The organism is Bacillus sp. FSL R10-2201 (assembly GCF_038008665.1).
Classification (GTDB): Bacteria; Bacillota; Bacilli; order Bacillales; family Bacillaceae_G; genus Bacillus_A; species Bacillus_A mycoides.
This window is the reverse complement of sequence record NZ_JBBOZP010000001.1, coordinates 3,133,719-3,154,938: the sequence shown is the minus strand read 5'-3', so window position 1 is coordinate 3,154,938 and position 21,220 is coordinate 3,133,719. Positions and strand designations below refer to the sequence as shown.

Below are 21,220 nucleotides of genomic sequence, written 5' to 3'. Positions count from 1 at the left end.
AGGAAAAGAAAAGAGGGAAAGAGATGTGGAAAACTACGGATCTATGTGATGAATTTGAAAAGGAATTACAAATATGTCGCCAGTCTTTTCAATCTTATGGGAAGAAAGAACAATTCTATGGAAAAATCGCAACGGTAAAAGTGAAGGATGATAATGTACTAGTAAAAGAGGGGTTACAAACACTGCCAGAAGGAACAGTATTAGTTGTTGATAGCGGAGCTTCTAAAAATTGCGCGTTACTCGGTGATAATTTAGCAGCTATTGCGGAAGAAAGAAACTTAGCAGGAATTATTGTAAATGGATATGTTCGTGATTCTAGTGAATTAAAAAATATTAATATTGGTATTTTAGCGTTAGGGACGATGCCAAATAGAAGTGTAAAAGAAGGAAAAGGAGAGCGAAATATTCCGGTGCAATTTGGTGAAGTTGAATGGAAACCGAATGAATATGTTTATGTAGATGAAGATGGAATTATTGTTAGTGATAAAAGCTTACATAGTGAGGGATGACTTCTAATAATGGAAGGCTATTAAGCTATTATTCTTAGAAAATAAATCCGATAAAGCATGGACAAAATTCTTTGTCAATAGTAAAATAATACAGAAAATCAAAATTTGTAGAATGTATAGGTTTATCGTATTTACGATAAAGTGAAATTTTAATCAGTGGGGATTTTGTTCATCCCACTGATTATTAGCCTTCACCAATCGGGCATTTACGGGCAGTTGATCCCTACCTAACTTCTTTGCTTTCGTTGAATTTGAGGTGGGGGTCTTACTGCTCGTTAATGCGGGTAGGAGGTGTTGTACATTTTTGTTCGACACTTACAAAAAGAGAGTGTCAACCGCATACCCTTAAAGGGTCTTTTTTTGTGTGAATGTTAGTAAAGGGAGGGAATTTTGGGATGGCAATGTTAAAGAAATGGCTGCTTACATCATTAATGGCAGTGGCACTTGTATTTGTTTCTTTTGCGAATACAGTACATATTACGTTTGCTGAAGGAAAGACAGCGAAACTTGCAATTATTGGTGAATCACAAAAAGGAATTATGTTATGTCCGAAAGAAGTTTCCATTGAAGATGGAGAAACAGCTTTTAGTTTGCTACAAAAAGTTATGGGTGACAAAGTAACATCTGAAAGTATGTCATTTGGAACGTATATAAAGGGCATCGATGGATTAATGGCCGGAGCAACGAGCGGTTGGTTGTATGATGTAAATGATAAATCTGCAGAAGTTGGGGCGGATAGTTATAAATTAGAGTCTGGGGATGTTGTTGCATTTCGTTACGTTGCAGACTGGAGCAATATGAGTCAACAAACGTTGCAACAAACGTTAGATAAATTTGGCACTTGTAAAACTGTAGAAGAGCCAAAACCAGAGGAACCGAAAACAGAAAAGCCAGATGGTAAACCAGAGGAATCGAAAACAGAAAAACCAGATGGTAAGCCAGAAGAACCGAAAACAGAAAAGCCAGATGGTAAACCAGAGGAACCGAAAACAGAAAAACCAGATGGTAAACCAGAAGATAAAGTAACAGAACAACCAAAGCAAGAGAAAGTCGAAATTCCAGCAGCACAATTAAACGAAGCGATTTCTAAAACGTCAGAAAAGATGTTACAAGATGGAATTGGTAGTGATTGGGTTGCGATTGGACTTGCTCGTTCAGGTGTAAATGTTCCGCTTGAAACGAAAATAAACTATGTTAAGCCAGTAGCTGAAAAGGTTAAGAAGCGTTTAAATCGTTTTTCAGCAACAGATTTAGCTAGAACGATTATTATGATGAATGCAATGAATGTCGATCCTACAAAGGTAGAGGGACAAAATTTAGTACAAAATTTATTTGAATCAGATAAAGTGAATTCCGTTACAGGATACGCATTTACATTACTTGCATTAGATACAAAGAAATATGAGATTCCGGCCGAAGCAAAATGGAACCGAGCTGCTTTAGTACAAGCACTTTTACAAGCGCAGCATACAGACGGTGGCTGGACATATGATAGTTCAAGTAGTAAAGAAAGTGCTAGTAACGTTGATGTAACAAGTATGGTATTAGCAGCGTTAGCTCCTTATCAAGATCAAGCAGATGTAAAGCCAGCTATTCAAAAAGCTGTTGATTATTTATACAAGCAGCAGCTAGGTAATGGTGGTTTTGTCGCTGATGGACAAGAGAATTCTAATAGTACTGCACAAGCAATTATTGGACTATCGCTAGTTAAAGATGTAGATCAAGCTCGTCTTAATAAAGCAGTACAAAATTTAATGTCATACCAACTTCCAAATGGTGAGTTCAAATGGTTACCAAGTGATCAAAAAGGTAGCGGAATGGCTACAGAGCAAGCATTTTTAGCTTTACTTCAGTTTAAAGATCTTGGGAAATCGATTTATGATTGGTCAAATGTAGTAGAGAATGAAATTGATACGAAACCAATTGTAGAGCCAGAGACAACTGTAGAAGAAAAAGAAGTTGTAGAACAGCCGAAACAACAAGAAGAGTTACAAAAACAACCAAAAGATGAAAATCTAAAAGTTGTTGTAGATAACGAACGAGTTAATAAAGAAACAAACAAGAATAAGAATCAATTACCACAAACAGGAGCGTCTTCTCATAGTGCAGCTACACAAGTAGGTATGGGTGTATTATGTATCGCTTCTGCATATGTATTATGGAGACGTAAAGCAGCTTAACAAAAATTAGGAGCAATCATTTGCTCCTAATTTTATTATAAAAGTGAGGGCTAATAATGAGTGGGGATGAACAAAATCTCCACTCATTAAAGTTTCACTTTAATATGAAAGGTGAGGGACAGCATGAGTAAGATGAAATGGTTCATTTCTTTAGTTCTTTCATTGGGATTATTAGCTGGATGTGAAGAAACGGCTGTAAAACCTGAGAAGAAGGCAGAACCGAAGCAAGAAGAGCAAAAAGAAGTAGCGAAACAGGAAGAACAAAAAGATGTACCGAAACCAGAAGAGAAGCAAGCTGAACCGGAACAGAAACAACAAGAAGAGCAGAAAGATAAACAAGAACAAAAAGTAGAAGAGAAACCGAAAGAAGAAAAAGCGCAGGAACAACCTGAAGTAAAGAAAGAAGAGAAACCAAAGGAACAGCCTGCTGCAAATAAACAACCAGAGCAACAAAAAGTACAAGAAGAGAAACCCCAGCAGCCGAAAGCACCTGAAGTAAAAGAAGAAGCAAAGGTTGTTAATCAGCCCAAAGAAACACCGAAGCAGGAGCAAAAGAAAAATCCAGAAGAGAACAATAATCTACCAGCTCCGCCAACACCGGTACCACCAGATGTAGTACCAGTACCAGTACCTAAAGCAAAACAAGTTACTATCTCCGTAAAAGGAAATGAAGGGTACTTATTAGGTGCGAAAAAGGTTGATGTACAAGAAGGCGACACAGTTTACAGTGTGCTCACGGGCACAGGATTAGAGATTGATGCAATGGGCTCTAAAGGTGATATTTATGTAAAAGGTATTAATAATTTATACGAGAAAGATATTACTGCTACTAGTGGCTGGAAATATCGTGTGAACGGTGCTTTTCCAAACTATAGTGCTGGTGTAGTTAAAGTAAAACCAGGCGATACAATCGAGTGGGTGTTTGTATTAAAATAGGAAAGGATCTTCGGTAAAGGACTATGAAAATAAGCTTTTCTTCTTTACATCCTTTTGTTAATTTTTTCTATTATATTGGGGTGATGATACTATGTATGATGTGTCTTCATCCTCTTTTTTTAATTGGAGCGATTATACTAATTATAATCTTAAATATAGTACAGGGAAATGGTGAGAAAATAAGAAAGATGCTACCTAGTACTATCGTATTCTTTTTGATGGTTATTTTATTTAACTCTTTATTAACGCATAGAGGAGCGACTACGTTATTTTATTTAGGAGATAGCCGGATTAAGCTTGAGGCCTGTATGTATGGACTTGTTATGGGTTTATTATTAGTTGCGATTATGTTTACGTTTGCTTCTTATAACGATATTATTTCGAGTCATAAATTTTTATATTTATTTTCAAGAATTTCACCGAAAGTAGCATTGTTAACGATGATTACAGTGAGGTTTGTTCCTTTGTTTATTAGGCGGTTAAAGAAAATTACACTCGTCCAAAAAACGAAAGGTGTGCAATTAGATTCAGGTTCACTCATTGAGCGTATAAAAAATGGAATGAAATTACTGCAAGTGTTATTAGTTTGTTCGTTAGAAGATGCACTACAAACAGCAGATTCTATGCAAGCTCGTGGGTTTGGTGTAACGAAACGTACGACATATATTCGATATAGAATGGAAAGACGTGATTTGTATACGCTAAGTTATTTAGTTTTTCTATTAATAACTTCATTTATATTTAGTTATTATGGCGGAGGGAAATTGATTATCTATCCGAAAGTGGAATCAATACTGTTCCAGCAATACGATGGAATTATGTTTATATTATTTATGATGTTTGTTAGTTTACCAATTATGATGGAAGGAAGGGAATGGATATGGTGGCGCATGCAGAAATGAAGAATTTATCATTTATATATATTGATGAAAATGAAGAAGCGTTACAGCATATTTCTCTTTCTGTTCAAAAAGGAGAATTTATAGTACTTGCTGGCGGTTCAGGTTCTGGGAAGACAACTTTATTAAAACATTTTAAAAAGGAGTTACTTCCAATTGGCACGCGTTCTGGACATACATATTATGATGGTGCTTTATTAGAAGAAGTACCAGATTTATTATCTGCCCAAGAAATTGGTATGGTATTTCAAAATCCAGAAAATCAGATCGTAATGGATACCGTTATTCAAGAATTAGCATTCTCTTTAGAAAATATCGGATTACCATCACATATTATTCAACAAAGAATAGCGGAACTCATTAGCTTTTTAGGATTTCAAGATTTGTTACATCAATCTGTTCATACTTTATCTGGTGGTCAAAAACAACTTGTAAATTTAGCTGCGGTGTTAGTCATGCAGCCGAAACTATTATTACTGGATGAACCGACAGCACAACTAGATCCGATTGCTGCGAAAGAGTTTTTAGGATTATTAAAACGTATTAATGAAGAACTTGGAATTACGATTATTTTAAGTGAACATCGTTTAGATGAAGTTATACCGCTCGCAACACGCGTTGTTTGTATGGATAATGGCAGAATCATTTATGATGGTACTTCTAAAAGTGTGATAGCGAACATGTGGGAAGTAGAAAAATTTCGTCCATTCATTCCGCAAATTCCAAGATTGTTTTTAGAGTGGAATGTGAAAGAGATTCCATTTACAGTGCGAGAAGCACAAATGAAAATGAATGATTTTTCAGCGATATCATATAGGAATGGGCAAGTAGAACAATGTGAAAAGCGAGATGTAATTTTAAGTGCAGAACATATATCTTTTCAATATGAAAAAAATAGTCCACTTATTTTACGAGATTTAACAGTGAACATCGAAAAGGGGAAATGGACAGCTCTAGTTGGGAAAAACGGAACCGGGAAGTCTACACTGTTAACGATTTTAGCAGGATTGCAAAAAGCTAGAAGAGGTAAGGTAAAGTGGAATGGGAAAGTGGTACATAAAATTGATTCGAAAGAACGATTTAAAAGTATAGGGTACGTATCGCAATATCCGTACTATCATTTTACTTTTGATACAGTATGGGAAGAGGTTTATGAGCGTGCGCGTGAATTATATGGTGAAGAGGGAAAAACAATAGCAGAAGAAATGTTGAAAAAGTTCTGGTTAGATTCACTTAAAGAGCGCCATCCACATGATTGTAGCGGCGGAGAGCAACAATTACTCGCATTATGTACAACGTTATTATCAAAGCCAACTTTATTATTACTTGATGAGCCGACAAAGGGACTAGATCCATGGAAAAAGGAAAGAGTAGGAGAGCTATTTAAACAGTTGCAAAAAGAAGGTACAACAATTGTAATGGCAACGCATGATATTGAGTTTGCAGCGAAATACGTTGATCAGTGCATGATGTTATTTGACGGGAAAGTCATTATGAATGATGCACCGAAAGAGTTCTTTAGTGGTAACTTCTTTTATACAACATCTATTAATCGATTCATCCGTAGAGAGTTGCCATTTGCATTAACGTGGGAGGATGTGTACGAAGCGTGTCCAAACGATATGTTGCATTCATAATATTTATTTTTGCTGTTGTAATATGTACACTACTCTTTACGACTTTTATTATGGACGGGTATTACATGGTAAGTAGTTTGTTTTTATTAGCTGTCATTATGTTACCTTTCTATGTTCGTTTTGAAAGGAAGGCGTTTGTTTCACGTGAAATTGTTATCGTTGCTGTGTTAGCGGCGATTGCAGCGGTTAGCCGGGTACCATTTTCTATTTTACCAAGTGTACAACCGACTTCTTTTGTCATTATCGTTTCTGCAATTGTTTTTGGGAGTGAAACTGGCTTTATGATTGGGGCAACGGCGGCTATTGTATCTAATATTTTTTTAGGACAAGGTCCGTGGACGCCGTGGCAAATGTTCTCTTGGGGCATGATCGGGTTTATAGCAGGACTATTACGTAATACATTTTTAATGAAAAAACTGTGGGGAAGACTGTTGTACGGATTTGCCGTTGGATTTCTATTTGGCTGGATTATGAATTTTTGGGGTCTTCTTGGTTTTATACAGGAAGCAACGTGGGAAACAGTTATTGCTTACTATGTCGCAAGTTTTTACTTTGATCTGAGTCACGCGATATCGAATGTTATTTTCCTTCTGCTATTTAGTACGTCATGGATTACGATCCTCACAAGATTTAAAAAGAAATACGGTATATTAGATGAGCATAACGTGACATAGAAAAGCATACTCATATAAGGTAGGGTCGCGACTTACATATTCGTTTGCCTCTTTCATGCTTCTTACATATTGTAAGGAGCATTTTTTATTGTCAAAAAATAGATTCAATATATGTCCGTTATTATATGAATTTATTTGTATAATAGTAGGTGAGAACTATTTTCAAGAGGGAGGTGTATAGTTAATGAAGTTAGTTATTCCGAAGCAACATGGAGCATGGGCGATGCTTGTCATACCATTTCTATTAAGTGTATTACTTGGTAAACCTACTTTTTATCATATCCCATTGTTTTTAGCCTGGTTCTTTATCTATCTAGCTACTTATCCATTTCTCATGTACATAAGGCAAAGACGAAAAAAAGAATTTCTACACGCTGCAATTATTTATTTTATCATTGCATTTGTATTTGGGATGATTTCTTTATTATATGAATGGCGAATTCTTTTATTCGCAGTATTAATGATTCCATTGTTTATTGTAAATATGTATTACGCTCGTCAAAAAAATGAACGAGCATTACTAAATGATGTTTGTGCGATTATAGTGTTTTGTATAGGTGGTTTAATCAGTTATTATTTCTCCGTGAAATTCATAGATAAAACAGCATTATTCATTGCGCTTATTTCATTTCTATATTTTTTAGGAAGTACGTTTTATGTAAAAACGATGATTCGTGAAAAAAATAATCCGAAGTATCGTTTTATATCTTGGGGATACCATATTGTATTAACGGTAATTGTATTTGCTATAAATCCATGGTGTTCACTCATATTTGTACCAAGTGTAATTCGGGCCATTATGTTGTATGGCAAAAAGATTTCTATATTAAAAGTAGGGATTTTAGAAATTGTTAATTCTGTATATTTTTTAATAATAACGGTAATAATGATGAAGTATGCCATTTGAAAAAAACTTCCCATCTTTTGATGGGAAGTTTTCATTCTTGTTCTAAAATGTGAACGGTGTAATCGCAACGTTGAAGAGCTTGCTCTACAGCGTAAAGGGATTGTTCAATACGTGCGCGATTAAAATCTTCTTCAACAGTTTGTAATGCATCTTCTAAACAATGTTTCGCTTCTTGTAAGGAATGAAAAGAATCTTGTACGTATCCACGAGCATTCTTTTTCAAAGTAGTAGCCTCCTTTTGTACATCTTTTTGTAGTATGAACAATAAAGAAGAAAATATAATTTTTTATATTTATTTGACAATTATAATAAAATTACGTATAGTTAAATTTAAAGTGAATATTTTCTTATCCAGAGAGGTGGAGGGACTGGCCCGATGAAACCCAGCAACCGCGATGCAGGTGCTAATTCCAGCAGAACATATTTGTTCTGGGAGATAAGACGAAGATATACGTAACTTCTTCTTATCGGAGAGGTTTTTTTGTTGCAAAAAAACCGATTACGAAAACATATAATAAGAAGAAAGGGGTTGCGAAGTACTGTGACACTCGAAAAATACGTAAAACTGCGTAGTACAGTTTATGAATATATGATAGAGCAAGATAAGCCAATATCATTGTTAGATATTCAAGAACATATCGTTTCGCATCATGAAGGAAAATTCACTAAAAAAATGTTACATCAATTTTATTTATCAAGACTATTAGATGAACTCAAACTGGATGGGAAAATTACTTTAGCTGATGATGAATATCGCTATGCTGAAAAAGGGGTATTTTATAAGGCGGGAAAAGGGAGCTGAGCTCTCTTTTTTTTGAAGTATGTAGAGTAAAAGACTGCTAAAGCAGCCTGATACAAGGGAATGGTGTTGAGTGTGTAGTGTCAAAGATTGAATGTGCCTGAAAGAGGCACTTCATATCGGCTGCAAATGAAAAGAGACACCTCCGCCGAATAGGTGTCAGTCGTTTTGTCACGTAGACTCGCTACTTGACAGTTATTAGAATAACATGCAGGATTTTGGAAGTCAAAAGGGAATTAGAGGAAGAGGTGTTGTGATGTATGCATACTTATTAAAAGATATAATGAAATGGATTCCAAAGTACATTATAGATAGAGGATATGAATATTATGAAGAGGGACATGTAGAAGATGTTGAAATACACGACAAGAAAGTATTTGCTTTCGTTACTGGAAATGCAGGGAATTATGAAGTGATTATTGATCTTGAAGATTTTGCAGAAAGTAGCTGCGAGTGTCCTTATGAAAATTATTGTAAACATATGGCGGCAGTTGTGTATGAAATTCAAGGTACTGGTGAGAGTACAGTTAAAGAGCAATTGAAAGGTTTAGAAAAAGAAGAGCTACTAACAGTATTAAATCGTTTGTTACAAAGTTCGAAAAATGTGCAAATTGTAGAGAAGATGTTAAAGAAGGGGAAACTTTAACTAAAGAGGGAGTTGTTTTGTAGTGAACGTACTAATTATATACGCTCATCCTAATCCTTCAAGCTTTAATGGGGCAATTTTAGAGCATGTGCAAAAAGGACTTGAGGAAACAAATCATTCTGTTACGCTACTTGATTTATATAAAGAACAATTTGATCCAGTGCTTGTATTTAATGGAGAGAAGAAAAGACGTGATTTACTAAATGAAGAAGAGACGAAGCGATATAGAGAATTAGTGCAGAAAGCGGATATTCTTCTTTTCATATATCCGATATGGTGGTGGAGCATGCCTGCTATTTTAAAAGGATTTATCGATCGTATTTTTATAGCTGGATTTGCTTATAAATATGAAGGAGCTTTACCGAAAGGGTTATTGAAAGGAAAGAAGGCGTGGGTTATTAATACGTTAGACTCACCGTTATGGTACGTGTCCCTATTATATCGATCAGCGGATTGGATTATGATGAAAAGAGGGGTTTTACGTTTTTGTGGTATTCGCGATATAAAACGTTCTACTTTTCAATCTGTGAAAACGAGTAAAGTAACGAAGCGTGAAAAATGGCTGTTACAAATAGAAGAAGCGGCTCGTACATTATGAATGAAATCGATCGTATTATAAAGTGTTGCAATTATGATGACGAACTTTTGCGTACGTATATTAATTGTTTAGTCCAATTGAAGAAATACAGTGAAACGTTTCAACAAATTCAAATACAATTAAGAAATGATTATTTAATAAGAGGGATTTGTGAAAGAGAAGTTGATGAGGTGATAAAGGGAAGTAAAGAATATGAAACATATTTTCTTCCTAAAGTATTGCAGTGGAATTTCCTTAAGAACAATCCTCATATGATTGAAAAAGTATGTGAAGATTTGTTTACATATGAAGCATTAAATCATGCAGAGGTAGAGTGGAGAAAGGTAATAAGCTGTATAGATAATGAATGATTTATTATATAAAAAAGCTAGTATAAAACTAGCTTTTCGTTTAAATAAATAAGAAACATAGACTAATGATAAATCCTGCATATAGTAAGTTAACAACACAAAATCCCATAATATCACGCGCGCTTAAACCAGCTATCGCTAATGCCGGTAATGCCCAGAAAGGTTGAATTAAATTTGTCCAAGCATCGCCCCATGCAATTGCCATCGCTGTTTTCGCGGCAGGTACACCAAGTTCAGCGCCAGCTGGAATCATAATTGGTGCTTGCACTGCCCATTGACCGCCTCCAGATGGAACGAAAATATTTACAATGCCAGCACTTAAAAATGTAAAGAGCGGGAATGTGGTTTCATTTGAAATACTAATAAAGAAAGTAGAAATAGCTCCTCCAAGCGAAAGACCTTCACTATTTACTCCAATCATCATCCCCATAATTCCAGCATAGAACGGAAACTGAAGTAAAATACCTGAAGCACTCTTAGTTGAGTCAGAGAAAGCGCGAATATATTGAATCGGAGTACGGTGGAAAATAAGACCGGCAATTAATAACATAAAAATAACGATATCAAGTGTAAGGTTAAAGCCTTTCGTACTAAAATAGTTAAAAATATAAATAAGACCTAATAATCCGATGCAAAGTGTAATAATCATACTATTTTCCATTTTTTCAGCGAACGTATTGTTCCCTACTTCTTGAGCGGCAGCTTCTTCATGGAATACGCTAGGATCTACAGTAATTGTATGCTTTTCATCTGGATGCATGGCCCGGTTAATGAGAGGCATCGTAACGAGAAAAATAATAACTGGCACGAGTGCGTATGGTGAGAATAACGTTTCTGTTATTGGAATCGCTTCTTTAATACTTCCAGCTGTCGTTTTAATTAACGTTTCGCCGCCAGTTGCTAACGTAAGAGGGATAGAAGCAGAAAGGCCTGCATGCCAAATGAGAAATCCAGAGTAGGAAGAAGCAATTGCTAACCTATAATCTAATCCTTCTAACTGTCTGGCCACTTCTTTTGCATATAAAACCGATACAACAATACCAAATCCCCAGTTTATGTATGCTCCTAGTAAACTTACAATTGAAATTGCGATAATACCTTGGCCATTCGTTTTCGGTAGTTTCGCTGCTTTCGTTAATCCTTTTTTAATAAGTGGGGCATTTGCTAAAGCAGATCCTGTCACGAGTACAAGAGCCATTTGCATAGAAAAGGCGAGAAGTCCCCAAATTCCATTACCCCAGTGATTAATCATTTCTACAGGTGTTTGGCTCGTTGCAAACATACCGAAGAAGATAACGAAAACAGTTAATAAACATGATAAAATAAACGGTTCTGGCAAGAAACGCTGCACAAGGGCAACACATCCATTTGTAAATGAACGAAACAAAATAGATCAACCTCCTTATGTATGTTTATTACAATGTTCGAGGTTGTTTGGGGGATAACCTTTAATTTACGGAAAATTCAGACATTTAAGATGATTGTAATTTATTGATAGATTGATATTATTAATAAATGGATAGGCTTATACTAAGTTGGATAGATTAAAAAAGTGAACCTCCGATTATTAGACTGTGTCTAATAAACGGAGATGCACTTTTTTTATTTACCTTATTGAACTAAAGCATCTGTTAGCATAATAGCAAATGATTAAAATCCACTATTTCTCCCAAAGCTCAATCAATCGCCCTTCAGGATCTTTAATCCAAATAAACTTTCCAAATTCACTAATCTCTTCTTTCTTTTCAAGAGGTACGCCAATTTGTTCAAGATGCTGAATAGTCTCGTTTAGATTATGTACTTGGAAATTTAACATCACTTGTTGTTCTGTAGGAAAATAACTATCATTCTCGGCAAAGAAAGAAAAGATAGTCTCAGTTCCTAATTCGGGTTTAATCACAGTCCCGTTCCAATTTTCTATTTCAATCTTCAACACTTCACTGTACCATTTTTTTATAACATCAAGATTGTTAGTTCTCCAAAATATTCCTCCGAAACCTTTTATCATCGTATTTAACTCCTGTCTGTCTTTTAATTTTTAATGTGACTATGTATTCAATATATCAAAACAAAAGAGTAATAGTAAGTGGGAAATAGGGGGCCAGGAAAAATGAATAAAGCAATGATAAAAGACCGCACATGAAGTAAAAGCAATGTGCGGTCTTTTAAATATCGTACAGTATTACGAAGTTTCGCTAATTTTAGTCTCTGTATGAGTGTTATTAGCAATTTTTTTCTTAATCTTAAAGTGATAGTATGTGTAGCAAAAAATGATAAATGGTACAGTGCAATAGATTCCTAGTCTTTGACTTGGGATAAAGATAAGACTTATTAATATAATGCCATACAATCCAAAACCAAGAATTGGTACAAGAGGATAAAGTGGAGTTTTAAATTTTAAGTCTTCTAATTTTCCACCGTCGGCTAAATAATGTTTACGGAAAAAGAATTGAGAAACACAAATTGACATCCAAACAATAATTGTAATGACTCCAGAAATTGAAATGAGCCATAAGTAAACAGTTTCAGCAGCTACAACGCTTGTCAAAAGAGAAAAAGCAGAAATAGCTATCGTTAAGATTAAAGCGTTTAAAGGTATCCCTCGTGATGATAATTTCTTTAAAAAGGCTGGAGCCATATCATTTTTTGATAATGACCAAAGCATTCGAGTTGCAGCGTACAGTCCTGAGTTTGCGACAGAAAGAACAGCAGTAAGAATAACAAAGTTCATAATATCAGCTGCATATGGAATACCTATATTATCAAATACAGCAACAAACGGACTCTTTGTTAATCCTGCCTCTTCCCAAGGAATTAAAGCCACGAGAACAAAGATTGCTAAGACGAAGAAAAACATCGTGCGCCATATTATATTTCTAATAGAACGAGGTAAAGTCTTTGCTGGATCTTCACTTTCACCTGCTGCGATTCCAACAAGTTCTGTACCTTGGAAGGAATAATTGACTGTAACCATTGTTAATAAGATAGCGGCAAGTCCATTTGGGAATAAACCACCATGATTTACGAAATTTGAAAGAAGCGGAGCGGGTTCGTTTCCTTTTAAATCAATAAAACCGAACATAGCGGCGCCGCCAAGAATAATGAAAGCAATAATGGCAGATACTTTTATACTTGAGAACCAAAATTCTGTTTCTGCATAACTACGAGCGGATAATGCGTTAATAGTGAATATTGTAACACCAAATATTAAACACCAAACCCAGACAGGAATATCAGGAAACCATCGCTGCATTGTAATACCAGCAGTGGTAAATTCAAGACCAGTCGTATTCGCCCAGCTTAGCCAATACAACCATCCGATGGTAAACCCAGTTGCGGGATTGATGAACTTAGTGGCATATTCCTGGAAGGAACCTGAAACTGGCATTGCTACAGCAAGCTCACCAAGACATAGCATAACGAGATACATTAATAATCCACCGGCCATAAAGGCAAGTACGGATCCACCAGGTCCAGCTTGACTTATAATAAAACCAGATCCGTTAAATAACCCCGTTCCAATCACACCACCGAGTGCAATCATGAATAAATGTCTACCTTTCATCGTGCGCTTTAATTCATTGTTTGTATTGTTTACTTGCGTCATTGTTTTCCTCACCTTCATAATTGGTAGTATGAAAATTGATGTTTTTCCGTATTATGGAATGTATTCCGTGATGTGAAATCTTGTTCTAATTTTCAGATAATTAAAAAGAAAAGTCAATATTTTTTTGTTTGCGTTTTCATTTTTTTGATAGTGTTATATCTCTATTTTTAGAAAATTAAATAAATTAATTGATTTCAGTTTGGATTTTTGATAAATTGATAGGTAATTAGGCTAAACATACTACAAGTAAAGTTGAGGCGAGTTATGGTACAGTCCATTGATCGAGCGATAGGTATTATTAAGTTACTGAATTCTACAAATGAAAAAGAGTATTGGGCTATTTCTGATATAGCTGATAGAACACATCTCCCGGTTAGTACAGTACATAGGTTACTGAACTCTTTAATGGAGCATGGATTAGTTACGCAAATTTCAGAAACAAAACAGTACAAGATTGGACCAATGTGGATGGAAATAGGATTACGTCAATTGGAGAAGGTAGACTACAGATCTGTTGCAAGAGAAGTAATGAAGCGTTTGGCCTCTGAAGTTGAAGAAAGTGTTTATTTGAACATTCCAAATGGAACACATTCTATTATCATTGAAAGAATTGATAGCCCTTTAAAAATTCGAGTTATCGATAACTTAGGGGAGCAGATTCCACTTTCGATTGGAGCCGCAAATAAAACGATGCTTGCCAATATGAACACGAATGAAATGGAACACATTGTAGAACATTTACTTTCTTCTTTACCAGAACAAAAGCAAATTCTTTTCGATCAAATAAAGCAGATCAGAAATGAAGGGTATGCTGTGAGTTATGGTGAAAAAACAGAGGGGACAGCTTCAGTAGCTGCACCTATTATAGGATTTAATCATAAAGTAGTAGGAGCATTAAGTGTTGGGTTAATTAGTCATCGAATTAATGATGATCGACTATCTTTTCTTATTAGTAAGGTAAAACAAGCAGCTCATGAAATATCAGTAAAAATCGGCAGTACATCAGAATTATAATTTTGATAGCTGTCGTCATTTTTTATTCATATATTGGAATTGATTTTCATAATGTGGAAAAATAGGGGGATTTATATGTCAAAGTGGCAATCTAAAGAACAATTGGTTCAATTATTAAGCAATCTTGTTGAAATTCCTAGTATTACAGGTTCAGAAGCTGAAGTTATATTGCCAGACTTTGTTGTAGAACAATTATCTGACTTACAGTATTTCAAACAAAATCCGCATCATTTACAAAAAAATCCGACGGGGGATGGACGATATTTTGTTACAGCTCTAGTAAAGAAAAGTGATAGTACGAAAAATACTGTAATTCTTGTTAGTCACTTTGATGTTGTAGATGTACAAGATTATGGAGTGTGGAAAGAAGATGCATTTAACCCTAAAAAATTAACATCTATGTTTTATTCTCATAAAGATGAGCTACCAGATCATGTACGTGAAGATATTGAACAAGGAGATTGGCTATTTGGTAGAGGAACGATGGACATGAAATGTGGTCTAGCTTTACAAATGGCGATGGTTGAGCAAGCTTGTGAAGGAAGATTTGATGGGAATGTTCTTTTATTGGCTGTTCCAGATGAAGAAGTGAACTCTGTAGGGATGAGAGCTGCTGTTCCAAGATTATTAGACCTAGCAAAAGAACATGACTTAGAGTATAAAACGGTCCTAAATTCAGAGCCTATGTTTTCAAGACATCCTGGTGACCAAAATAAGTATATTTATACTGGTTCTATTGGGAAGGTGTTACCTGGTTTCCTTTGCTATGGAAAAGAGACACATGTAGGCGAACCTTTTGCAGGATTAAATGGGAGCTATATGGCTGCATTATTAACAGCTGAATTAGAGTTGAATACGGACCTTTGCGATATTGTAGATGGTGAAGCAAGTCCTCCACCAACTAACTTGCTTCAAAGAGATTTAAAGGAGGATTATTCTGTACAAATTCCTCATCGTGCAGTCACGTTATTTAACTTGTTTTTACTAGAAAAAACGATGACAGATGTAGTTTCATTGTTACGCCAAAAAGTAACGAAAGTAGCAGAGAAAATTGAAGAATCGTATGAGGAGCGAGCGTATCATTTTTCTAAGTATAATCCGTTCATACCGCCTAATCTTAAAGTAAATGTATTAACGTATGAAGAGCTTATCGCTTATGCAATTGAACAACATGGAAGAGAAAAAATAGATGAAATTCAATCCGATATTATAAAAAATAGAGAAGATAAAGATGATCGTGCAGTAACTATTGATTTAGTAGACAAATTAGCTATCTTATGTAAAGAAAAGGCTCCAATGATTGTACTTTTCTTTGCGCCGCCATACTATCCAGCTGTGAGTTCACGCAACAATCCTTTAATTAGAGAGGTAGTTGTAGAAATGGAAAAGTATGCCCACTATAATCATAGCATTACATTTGAAAATCAAAATTATTTTGGGGGAATTTCAGATTTAAGCTATGTCGGCTTACAAAACCCATTGGATTCAATGAGTTCTCTTGTCGACAATATGCCATTATGGGATAAAGGTTATTCGATTCCACTTCAGGAATTAGAAGAGTTTGACGTTCCAGTATTAAATATGGGACCAGTAGGAAAAGATGCACATCAATGGACGGAGCGTCTGGACGTAAATTACGCATTTGAAACGTTATTAGATATGTTACCTATATGTATTGAAAAACTACTTGTTTCTAATAAAGTTACACAGTCATAGTATTTGCATAAGAGCGAGAAAAGGACCGTAGTGATACGGTCTTTTTTTCGTAATGAATAGTTTGAAACCTTAGATTTATGAAATTGTGATGTAAGAATTCTCCTTAAAATAGATTCGCAATAAATTATTTAGAGAGAGTAGATATGGCTTGTACACTTTTTGTAACGGTATTTGCTGAGTTTTTGTATAATATAATTATGTGAAGTTAACATAACTTATTGTATCAATAATATATATTTGCGTAGAATATCCATTTTAAGATTTTGAAGTACCCCCCTAAATGAAAAATTTATTTCGCTAAAGTTAGTTACTTAGTGAAGTCTGCTCATTTTTTTCGTATTAGGGAAGAATGTACTTTTTAACTTGATGGGTATGGGGGAGTACCCCTTGTAGCAAAACCGGAGTGGAAATGATGAGTATAAATAGTTTTGTGAGATTGATAAAGGACGAATTATTAAAAGAGGTAAGCATAAGAAGTGAGGATGAATTCGAGCCTATAGTAGTTAAAGATATTCCTAGACTTTGGAAGTGTTTAGGGACAGGTAATTATGCCGCAGTATTTATGCACAAAGAATACAAAGATTGGGTAGTGAAAGTTTACGCGCGAGAAGGAGAAGGAATTGAAAAAGAGGCAGAAGTATACCGAAGAATCGGAAATCATCCTTCTTATTCGAATCTTATATATAAAGGAGAAAATTTCATAGTATTGAAACGTTTAAAAGAAATTACCTTATACGATGCTATTCATAAGGGGATTAAAATTCCTAAGCAGGTAATCCTTGATATCAATGAAGCTATAGAGTATGCAAGGGAGCAAGGATTAACTCCTTGTGATGTTCACGGAAAAAATGTGATGATGGAAAATGGAAGGGGATATGTAGTCGATGTATCTGATTTCTTAAAAACAAAAGAAGATAGTAAGTGGAGAGACTTAGAAAAGGCATATTTTACATTTTACTTGCCTTTCATTTATAAATTGCCTTTCCCTGTTAAAATACCGTATTTCATGTTAAACATTGTTCGACGTTCATATAGAAAATATAAGAAGCTTAAAAAGAAATTCAAATTGTAAAAGGACCACATACTTATCTTTAGGTTAGATAAGTGAACCACTAGTAAACAAAAGGACCGTACATTTTAGATATGTCTAATATGTACGGTCCTAATTTTATAACTTCATGAAGTAATTTATTTATAAAATGATTGTAACAATAGAATATACCCATTTCAGTACATTTCATTTTAAACATATTGATGTACTATAGTTCTAAACAAATCACAATAATGGATTAGAAGGGGAATAAACTATGTACACAGACGCAATTGAGTATTAAAATTTCAATCTAATTTACCTTTGCATAGATGCAGGTATCAGTTAGTTTTTTACCGTCAGCTGAAAGATCTTCATTACGTAATATCCCTTCAAGCTCAAAACCTAGTTTTTCAGGGATCGTACGACTTTTAGTGTTAGTAGATTCACAGCGTATTTCAATCCTTCTAAATTTGAGTAACTGAAATCCAAGGTTTGTTAATTCACTTACTACCTCTGTCATATATCCATTGCCACTAAATTGCGTATTAATCCAGTATCCAATTTCACATTTAGAAATTTTCCAATTAATTCCGTGAAGGCTAGCAGTTCCAATAAAATCATTAGTATCCTTATGATAGATAAGATAGCGAAAGCTTTCTCTTTTCAAAAAATCTATATGGGCATTTCTCAGGAGAATTTCCGTTTCTTCAACAGTAGGAATTGACTGAAATAAAAGCAACCATTGTTTTAACTCATTAATTGAATCCTTAATAGCTTGGTGTACGACATTCCCGTCACCAGCTTGAAGTGGTGCTCGAAGAATTAGTCTGTCTGTTTCTATTTGTAACGGAACATCTAATAAAATAGAATTCATATCATTTCTCCTCTCGAAAACTTTAAATTATGACAGAATGAAACGTATATAATAAAAAAACTTTCACCCAAAAGAAATAATTCTTGAGGACGAGAGTTGCAATTTCATGGCACGTTATTATGATAAATAAATTAAAAAACACCCTATCTCACTAACAGGAGATCCCGTCACAGCATTACTATAAGTTATTACAGAACCGTGCGAAGCTCTTAGTCTTTCTTCATTAAGAACTTGATATGTAGCAATACAGTAAAGTTTATCTCCCATAAAGGGACCTCCCAAAAATTAGTAAACAATAAATATATATTCAATTAATCACTTAGAAATCCCTTTTCACATATTGAAAACCAAACTGCCAGTTGGTACAAAAAATGGCTACCGAAGCAGCCTTAGGTTGTTTAACTCATGCATGCGTTAGTTGAATAAGGAATTATTATTTTTTTATCTATTGGCTTACAATTTTTATCTTTTGCATTTCTTAGCTTGATGGTGATGGGGGGGGTACCCCTACTAGAAAAATTGTCTCCGCGTGAACGTGAAGAACTTGAAAAATTTAAAGAAAGCACAAGATGCTTTTGATAAACATGAAATCGGGAAAGCTATGAATAATGTTCAAAAGGCAAAAAGTGATGAAAATAAAGAATTAACAAAGCAATGCATTGCAAGGTGAGATTCAACAAGAATTTTTAGCTACATTTAATAAGCTGAACATGAATGATATTACTGGCGATGTAAAAGAAGCCCGTAAATCTTTAGATGATCTTATGGATTGGATACAACAATCTGACTTATTAAAATCTCAAAAGGATTTTGTTGATACGTTACCTGAAAAAGAAGCGAGTATCTCTAAACTAGAGGAAAGTAAAAAATAAAGAAAAGAGGTTACCTAAAAGTAACTATTCAGCGACTTTTGGGACAACCTCTTCTTTTCGTTGTAGATTTTCAAGAAAATTTAGAATAAAATAAAAATATAACCATCTACCTATTATTTACTAATGAAAAGAAAAGGGGTAGCGAAATGCAACTGAAGTATGGGAAGCACATTAATATATTATCTATTGTTCTAACTTTGTTCTCTTTTTCCGTAATTGTAAGTTTCTCTACCTGGTTGAGTGGATATTCAATTCCCAACCTTTCTACAATGCTTAAGGTAACAATGTGGAGTGCATTTATTCTTGGAATTATAGGGTTTAGACAAGAGAAAAGCGCACTAGCGATTATAATTATGGGAATATGTGCCTTTGCTCTAGTCGTTCTATATACTTATGCGGTTATAAGTTTTTTTGGGGGATGATTATTATAAAATAGCCTCTTCTAATGATTGAGTGCTGAATCCAAGAATTGATTTTTGAGTGTTATTCTCATGATCTTTTACAATGATATATGGAACGCCCTGTACGTTAAAGAATTCAAACTCTTCTTTTCCTTCTGGGGTATTAGAGGGGTACCACCCACATTTTTTACTGAAAAAGAAATTGTATTTATAAAGCGAAAAAAACGCTATTCTTTTTGTAACAATATACAGAAACGCCATCCTTTCCTATGATTCTACAGAAAGAATAGCGTATTTTTTCATTTTAGGGGGCATTTCTTTTTATTAGTTTGATAGCGAGGTGACGATACCCCTTTATTGTTTTTCAGACTTCGCTTGTTCTAAAATGTATGCTTCTTCTTGTTCCGGTGTCGCTAATTCGTATGCTTTACCAGTGCTGCTATTGTCCCATTCCCATAATAAATTATGCTCCTCAACCGATTGAGAGAAATCGCCTTCATACCAACGAACCAAAATCTTAAGGTACTGTTCTTTATGTTGTAAGGTTCCACTATTACTTTCATCAATCGCTTGACGTACTTTTTCGATGTTTTCTGGAGTCATTTTGATAAATCCTTGCTTTTCGTGGGATAATACTTTTTGATGAGTCATTTTGTGCATTGCATTGATTATATGATGATCAGAGTTGAGGTCAAGTATTACCTTTTCCCCTTTAATTCTCTCAGTCTGCTTTTCCTTAACGTCTGAACCTGCATACGTACCGACTTTGTAGCCAGTAAAAATACCAACTGCTATAGCAATAACTAAGGTTGATGTGATTTTAATCCACTTTTTCAAACCTCTTACCCCCCTTTTATTGAAGTGTACCATAAAAGAAGAACTGTATGCCCATATCTATCTGTGAGGTCTACATAACGTATCATTATCAATAGTCAACGATGTATAAAATTTTCGTTATGGGGGTAGTTAAAAATATTAGCTTGATAGCGATGTGGCGGTTCCCCTTAATGGGCATCTTTTTCATATTCAGCAATAAATTTCATAGTATACTAATATTTAGGTATTTATATTGGGAGGATTAAAATGATGAAGAAATCAGTATTAGCAGTTGGTTTATCGGTTGCAATGTTAGCGGCTTGCGGCGAAAAAGAAGTGGTTCAAAAAGAGAAGCCAAAAGCACAACAAACAACTGCGAAAACAGAACAACCAAAAGATGAGCAAACACGAATGATGAAAAGTTTTGAACGTAGAACCAAAGAAATTAAAGAATATTTCGGCGGTACTGTTACAGCGGGTGAATTAAAAAAAGAAAATAACTTGTATGTCTTATATGTTTTCGTTGACAAAACAGCATTGTCAAATGCAGACGAAGGCCTACGGGGAAATTTCGGCTACAGAACGAGAACAAAGTTAAAAGATGCCGTTGCGCAGAGTGGCTTGCAAGAATACGGCAAAACAACCATAAGATACTTCACATCAGACAATAAAACAGAAATTGAATTTGAATAAGTATTCCTGCGGGAGTGCTTTTTTATTTTATTTGCAGGAAATTATCACCATTTGTCGAA

At 34.8% G+C, this 21,220-nt stretch carries 25 protein-coding genes and 1 riboswitch; of the genes, 18 read left to right on the top strand and 7 right to left on the bottom strand.

The window, feature by feature from the left end; genetic code table 11:
* Positions 1-23: 23 nt before the first annotated feature.
* The 7 genes from rraA (at position 24) to NSQ69_RS16270 (ending at position 7,742) form a co-directional block, all read left to right on the top strand.
* Positions 24-509 carry a ribonuclease E activity regulator RraA gene (gene rraA / locus NSQ69_RS16300; RefSeq protein WP_002185379.1) on the top strand — a complete coding sequence of 162 codons (486 nt, stop codon included), beginning with the start codon at positions 24-26 and terminating at the stop codon, positions 507-509.
* A gap of 395 nt (positions 510-904) precedes the next feature.
* Positions 905-2,689: a DUF4430 domain-containing protein gene (locus NSQ69_RS16295; protein WP_078203900.1), complete on the top strand. Its 1,785-nt coding sequence runs from the start codon at positions 905-907 to the stop codon at positions 2,687-2,689.
* 123 nt (positions 2,690-2,812) lie between these two features.
* Complete coding sequence (locus NSQ69_RS16290) at positions 2,813-3,625, top strand: DUF4430 domain-containing protein (protein ID WP_078206708.1); 813 nt, start codon at positions 2,813-2,815, stop codon at positions 3,623-3,625.
* A 23-nt stretch (positions 3,626-3,648) separates the two neighbouring features.
* Positions 3,649-4,527 carry an energy-coupling factor transporter transmembrane component T gene (locus NSQ69_RS16285; protein ID WP_033713760.1) on the top strand — a complete coding sequence of 293 codons (879 nt, stop codon included), beginning with the start codon at positions 3,649-3,651 and terminating at the stop codon, positions 4,525-4,527.
* Entirely contained in the window at positions 4,500-6,161 is a 1,662-nt protein-coding gene (locus NSQ69_RS16280; RefSeq protein WP_002167974.1) for an ABC transporter ATP-binding protein, read from the top strand. Before NSQ69_RS16285 ends, NSQ69_RS16280 begins: the two co-directional genes overlap by 28 nt.
* Positions 6,134-6,835: an ECF transporter S component gene (locus NSQ69_RS16275; protein WP_002167975.1), complete on the top strand. Its 702-nt coding sequence runs from the start codon at positions 6,134-6,136 to the stop codon at positions 6,833-6,835. The genes NSQ69_RS16280 and NSQ69_RS16275 overlap by 28 nt, the downstream gene beginning before the upstream one ends.
* Positions 6,836-7,019: 184 nt before the next feature.
* Positions 7,020-7,742 (top strand): YwiC-like family protein, encoded by a 723-nt coding sequence (locus NSQ69_RS16270; RefSeq protein WP_002167976.1) that lies wholly within the window; start codon positions 7,020-7,022, stop codon positions 7,740-7,742.
* A gap of 31 nt (positions 7,743-7,773) precedes the next feature.
* On the opposite strand, the gene NSQ69_RS16265 is transcribed toward NSQ69_RS16270, so the two are convergent.
* A complete protein-coding gene (locus NSQ69_RS16265) occupies positions 7,774-7,965 on the bottom strand; it encodes a hypothetical protein (RefSeq protein WP_002084448.1) in 192 nt (63 codons plus the stop codon).
* A gap of 121 nt (positions 7,966-8,086) precedes the next feature.
* Positions 8,087-8,185: riboswitch (SAM riboswitch) on the top strand.
* A gap of 38 nt (positions 8,186-8,223) precedes the next feature.
* On the opposite strand from NSQ69_RS16265, the gene NSQ69_RS16260 reads away from it, so the two are divergent.
* From NSQ69_RS16260 to NSQ69_RS16245, 4 genes are all read left to right on the top strand, one after another.
* The gene (locus NSQ69_RS16260) at positions 8,224-8,544 is read left to right on the top strand and encodes a hypothetical protein (RefSeq protein WP_002110869.1); all 321 of its coding nucleotides are present in this window, start codon (positions 8,224-8,226) and stop codon (positions 8,542-8,544) included.
* A 205-nt stretch (positions 8,545-8,749) separates the two neighbouring features.
* Positions 8,750-9,187: an SWIM zinc finger family protein gene (locus NSQ69_RS16255; RefSeq protein ID WP_003190441.1), complete on the top strand. Its 438-nt coding sequence runs from the start codon at positions 8,750-8,752 to the stop codon at positions 9,185-9,187.
* Positions 9,188-9,209: 22 nt separating this feature from the next.
* Positions 9,210-9,785, top strand: coding sequence for an NAD(P)H-dependent oxidoreductase (locus NSQ69_RS16250; RefSeq protein ID WP_016120529.1), 576 nt, complete (start codon positions 9,210-9,212; stop codon positions 9,783-9,785).
* A complete protein-coding gene (locus NSQ69_RS16245; protein WP_002167980.1) occupies positions 9,782-10,135 on the top strand; it encodes a hypothetical protein in 354 nt (117 codons plus the stop codon). Before NSQ69_RS16250 ends, NSQ69_RS16245 begins: the two co-directional genes overlap by 4 nt.
* A 40-nt stretch (positions 10,136-10,175) precedes the next feature.
* Here NSQ69_RS16245 and NSQ69_RS16240 read toward each other — a convergent pair whose 3' ends face one another.
* The 3 genes from NSQ69_RS16240 to NSQ69_RS16230 all read right to left on the bottom strand — a co-directional run bounded on the left by NSQ69_RS16240 (position 10,176) and on the right by NSQ69_RS16230 (position 13,742).
* Entirely contained in the window at positions 10,176-11,522 is a 1,347-nt protein-coding gene (locus NSQ69_RS16240) for a short-chain fatty acid transporter (RefSeq protein ID WP_088291131.1), read from the bottom strand.
* Positions 11,523-11,795: 273 nt separating this feature from the next.
* Complete coding sequence (locus NSQ69_RS16235; RefSeq protein WP_002128251.1) at positions 11,796-12,143, bottom strand: VOC family protein; 348 nt, start codon at positions 12,141-12,143, stop codon at positions 11,796-11,798.
* A gap of 174 nt (positions 12,144-12,317) precedes the next feature.
* Positions 12,318-13,742: an amino acid permease gene (locus NSQ69_RS16230; RefSeq protein WP_002167981.1), complete on the bottom strand. Its 1,425-nt coding sequence runs from the start codon at positions 13,740-13,742 to the stop codon at positions 12,318-12,320.
* 264 nt (positions 13,743-14,006) lie between these two features.
* Here NSQ69_RS16230 and NSQ69_RS16225 point away from each other — a divergent pair, with 264 nt between their 5' ends.
* The 3 genes from NSQ69_RS16225 (at position 14,007) to NSQ69_RS16215 (ending at position 17,544) form a co-directional block, all read left to right on the top strand.
* Positions 14,007-14,756 carry an IclR family transcriptional regulator gene (locus tag NSQ69_RS16225; protein WP_002128249.1) on the top strand — a complete coding sequence of 250 codons (750 nt, stop codon included), beginning with the start codon at positions 14,007-14,009 and terminating at the stop codon, positions 14,754-14,756.
* A 75-nt stretch (positions 14,757-14,831) separates the two neighbouring features.
* Positions 14,832-16,472, top strand: coding sequence for a M20/M25/M40 family metallo-hydrolase (locus NSQ69_RS16220; protein ID WP_002128248.1), 1,641 nt, complete (start codon positions 14,832-14,834; stop codon positions 16,470-16,472).
* Between the two features lie 403 nt (positions 16,473-16,875).
* Complete coding sequence (locus NSQ69_RS16215; protein ID WP_078203896.1) at positions 16,876-17,544, top strand: serine/threonine protein kinase; 669 nt, start codon at positions 16,876-16,878, stop codon at positions 17,542-17,544.
* A gap of 271 nt (positions 17,545-17,815) precedes the next feature.
* On the opposite strand, the gene NSQ69_RS16210 is transcribed toward NSQ69_RS16215, so the two are convergent.
* Together NSQ69_RS16210 and NSQ69_RS16205 are read right to left on the bottom strand one after the other, a co-directional pair.
* Positions 17,816-18,379 (bottom strand): GNAT family N-acetyltransferase, encoded by a 564-nt coding sequence (locus NSQ69_RS16210; protein ID WP_002128246.1) that lies wholly within the window; start codon positions 18,377-18,379, stop codon positions 17,816-17,818.
* A gap of 117 nt (positions 18,380-18,496) precedes the next feature.
* Positions 18,497-18,646: a hypothetical protein gene (locus tag NSQ69_RS16205; RefSeq protein WP_002185389.1), complete on the bottom strand. Its 150-nt coding sequence runs from the start codon at positions 18,644-18,646 to the stop codon at positions 18,497-18,499.
* A gap of 262 nt (positions 18,647-18,908) precedes the next feature.
* Between NSQ69_RS16205 and NSQ69_RS16200 the strand changes: the two genes are divergently transcribed.
* From NSQ69_RS16200 to NSQ69_RS16190, 3 genes are all read left to right on the top strand, one after another.
* Entirely contained in the window at positions 18,909-19,049 is a 141-nt protein-coding gene (locus tag NSQ69_RS16200; protein ID WP_002066118.1) for a hypothetical protein, read from the top strand.
* Entirely contained in the window at positions 19,039-19,251 is a 213-nt protein-coding gene (locus NSQ69_RS16195; protein WP_002128243.1) for a hypothetical protein, read from the top strand. The genes NSQ69_RS16200 and NSQ69_RS16195 overlap by 11 nt, the downstream gene beginning before the upstream one ends.
* A 146-nt stretch (positions 19,252-19,397) precedes the next feature.
* Entirely contained in the window at positions 19,398-19,673 is a 276-nt protein-coding gene (locus NSQ69_RS16190) for a hypothetical protein (RefSeq protein WP_341099499.1), read from the top strand.
* A gap of 333 nt (positions 19,674-20,006) precedes the next feature.
* Here the strand turns inward: NSQ69_RS16190 and NSQ69_RS16185 are convergent, their stop codons facing one another.
* Complete coding sequence (locus tag NSQ69_RS16185; RefSeq protein WP_078179226.1) at positions 20,007-20,489, bottom strand: PRK06770 family protein; 483 nt, start codon at positions 20,487-20,489, stop codon at positions 20,007-20,009.
* A 246-nt stretch (positions 20,490-20,735) separates the two neighbouring features.
* Here NSQ69_RS16185 and NSQ69_RS16180 point away from each other — a divergent pair, with 246 nt between their 5' ends.
* Positions 20,736-21,161: a hypothetical protein gene (locus NSQ69_RS16180; protein ID WP_098633197.1), complete on the top strand. Its 426-nt coding sequence runs from the start codon at positions 20,736-20,738 to the stop codon at positions 21,159-21,161.
* Positions 21,162-21,220 lie beyond the last annotated feature (59 nt).

Coding starts and splice junctions, on each gene's coding strand:
- NSQ69_RS16190 (WP_341099499.1), top strand. CDS start 19,398: ATGCAACTGAAGTATGGGAAGCACATTAATATATTATCTATTGTTCTA.
- NSQ69_RS16285 (WP_033713760.1), top strand. CDS start 3,649: ATGAAAATAAGCTTTTCTTCTTTACATCCTTTTGTTAATTTTTTCTAT.
- NSQ69_RS16290 (WP_078206708.1), top strand. CDS start 2,813: ATGAGTAAGATGAAATGGTTCATTTCTTTAGTTCTTTCATTGGGATTA.
- NSQ69_RS16270 (WP_002167976.1), top strand. CDS start 7,020: ATGAAGTTAGTTATTCCGAAGCAACATGGAGCATGGGCGATGCTTGTC.
- NSQ69_RS16225 (WP_002128249.1), top strand. CDS start 14,007: ATGGTACAGTCCATTGATCGAGCGATAGGTATTATTAAGTTACTGAAT.
- NSQ69_RS16255 (WP_003190441.1), top strand. CDS start 8,750: ATGCAGGATTTTGGAAGTCAAAAGGGAATTAGAGGAAGAGGTGTTGTG.
- NSQ69_RS16295 (WP_078203900.1), top strand. CDS start 905: ATGGCAATGTTAAAGAAATGGCTGCTTACATCATTAATGGCAGTGGCA.
- NSQ69_RS16230 (WP_002167981.1), bottom strand. CDS start 13,742: ATGACGCAAGTAAACAATACAAACAATGAATTAAAGCGCACGATGAAA.
- NSQ69_RS16245 (WP_002167980.1), top strand. CDS start 9,782: ATGAATGAAATCGATCGTATTATAAAGTGTTGCAATTATGATGACGAA.
- NSQ69_RS16235 (WP_002128251.1), bottom strand. CDS start 12,143: ATGATAAAAGGTTTCGGAGGAATATTTTGGAGAACTAACAATCTTGAT.
- NSQ69_RS16220 (WP_002128248.1), top strand. CDS start 14,832: ATGTCAAAGTGGCAATCTAAAGAACAATTGGTTCAATTATTAAGCAAT.
- NSQ69_RS16210 (WP_002128246.1), bottom strand. CDS start 18,379: ATGAATTCTATTTTATTAGATGTTCCGTTACAAATAGAAACAGACAGA.
- NSQ69_RS16205 (WP_002185389.1), bottom strand. CDS start 18,646: ATGGGAGATAAACTTTACTGTATTGCTACATATCAAGTTCTTAATGAA.
- NSQ69_RS16280 (WP_002167974.1), top strand. CDS start 4,500: ATGGATATGGTGGCGCATGCAGAAATGAAGAATTTATCATTTATATAT.
- rraA (WP_002185379.1), top strand. CDS start 24: ATGTGGAAAACTACGGATCTATGTGATGAATTTGAAAAGGAATTACAA.
- NSQ69_RS16180 (WP_098633197.1), top strand. CDS start 20,736: ATGATGAAGAAATCAGTATTAGCAGTTGGTTTATCGGTTGCAATGTTA.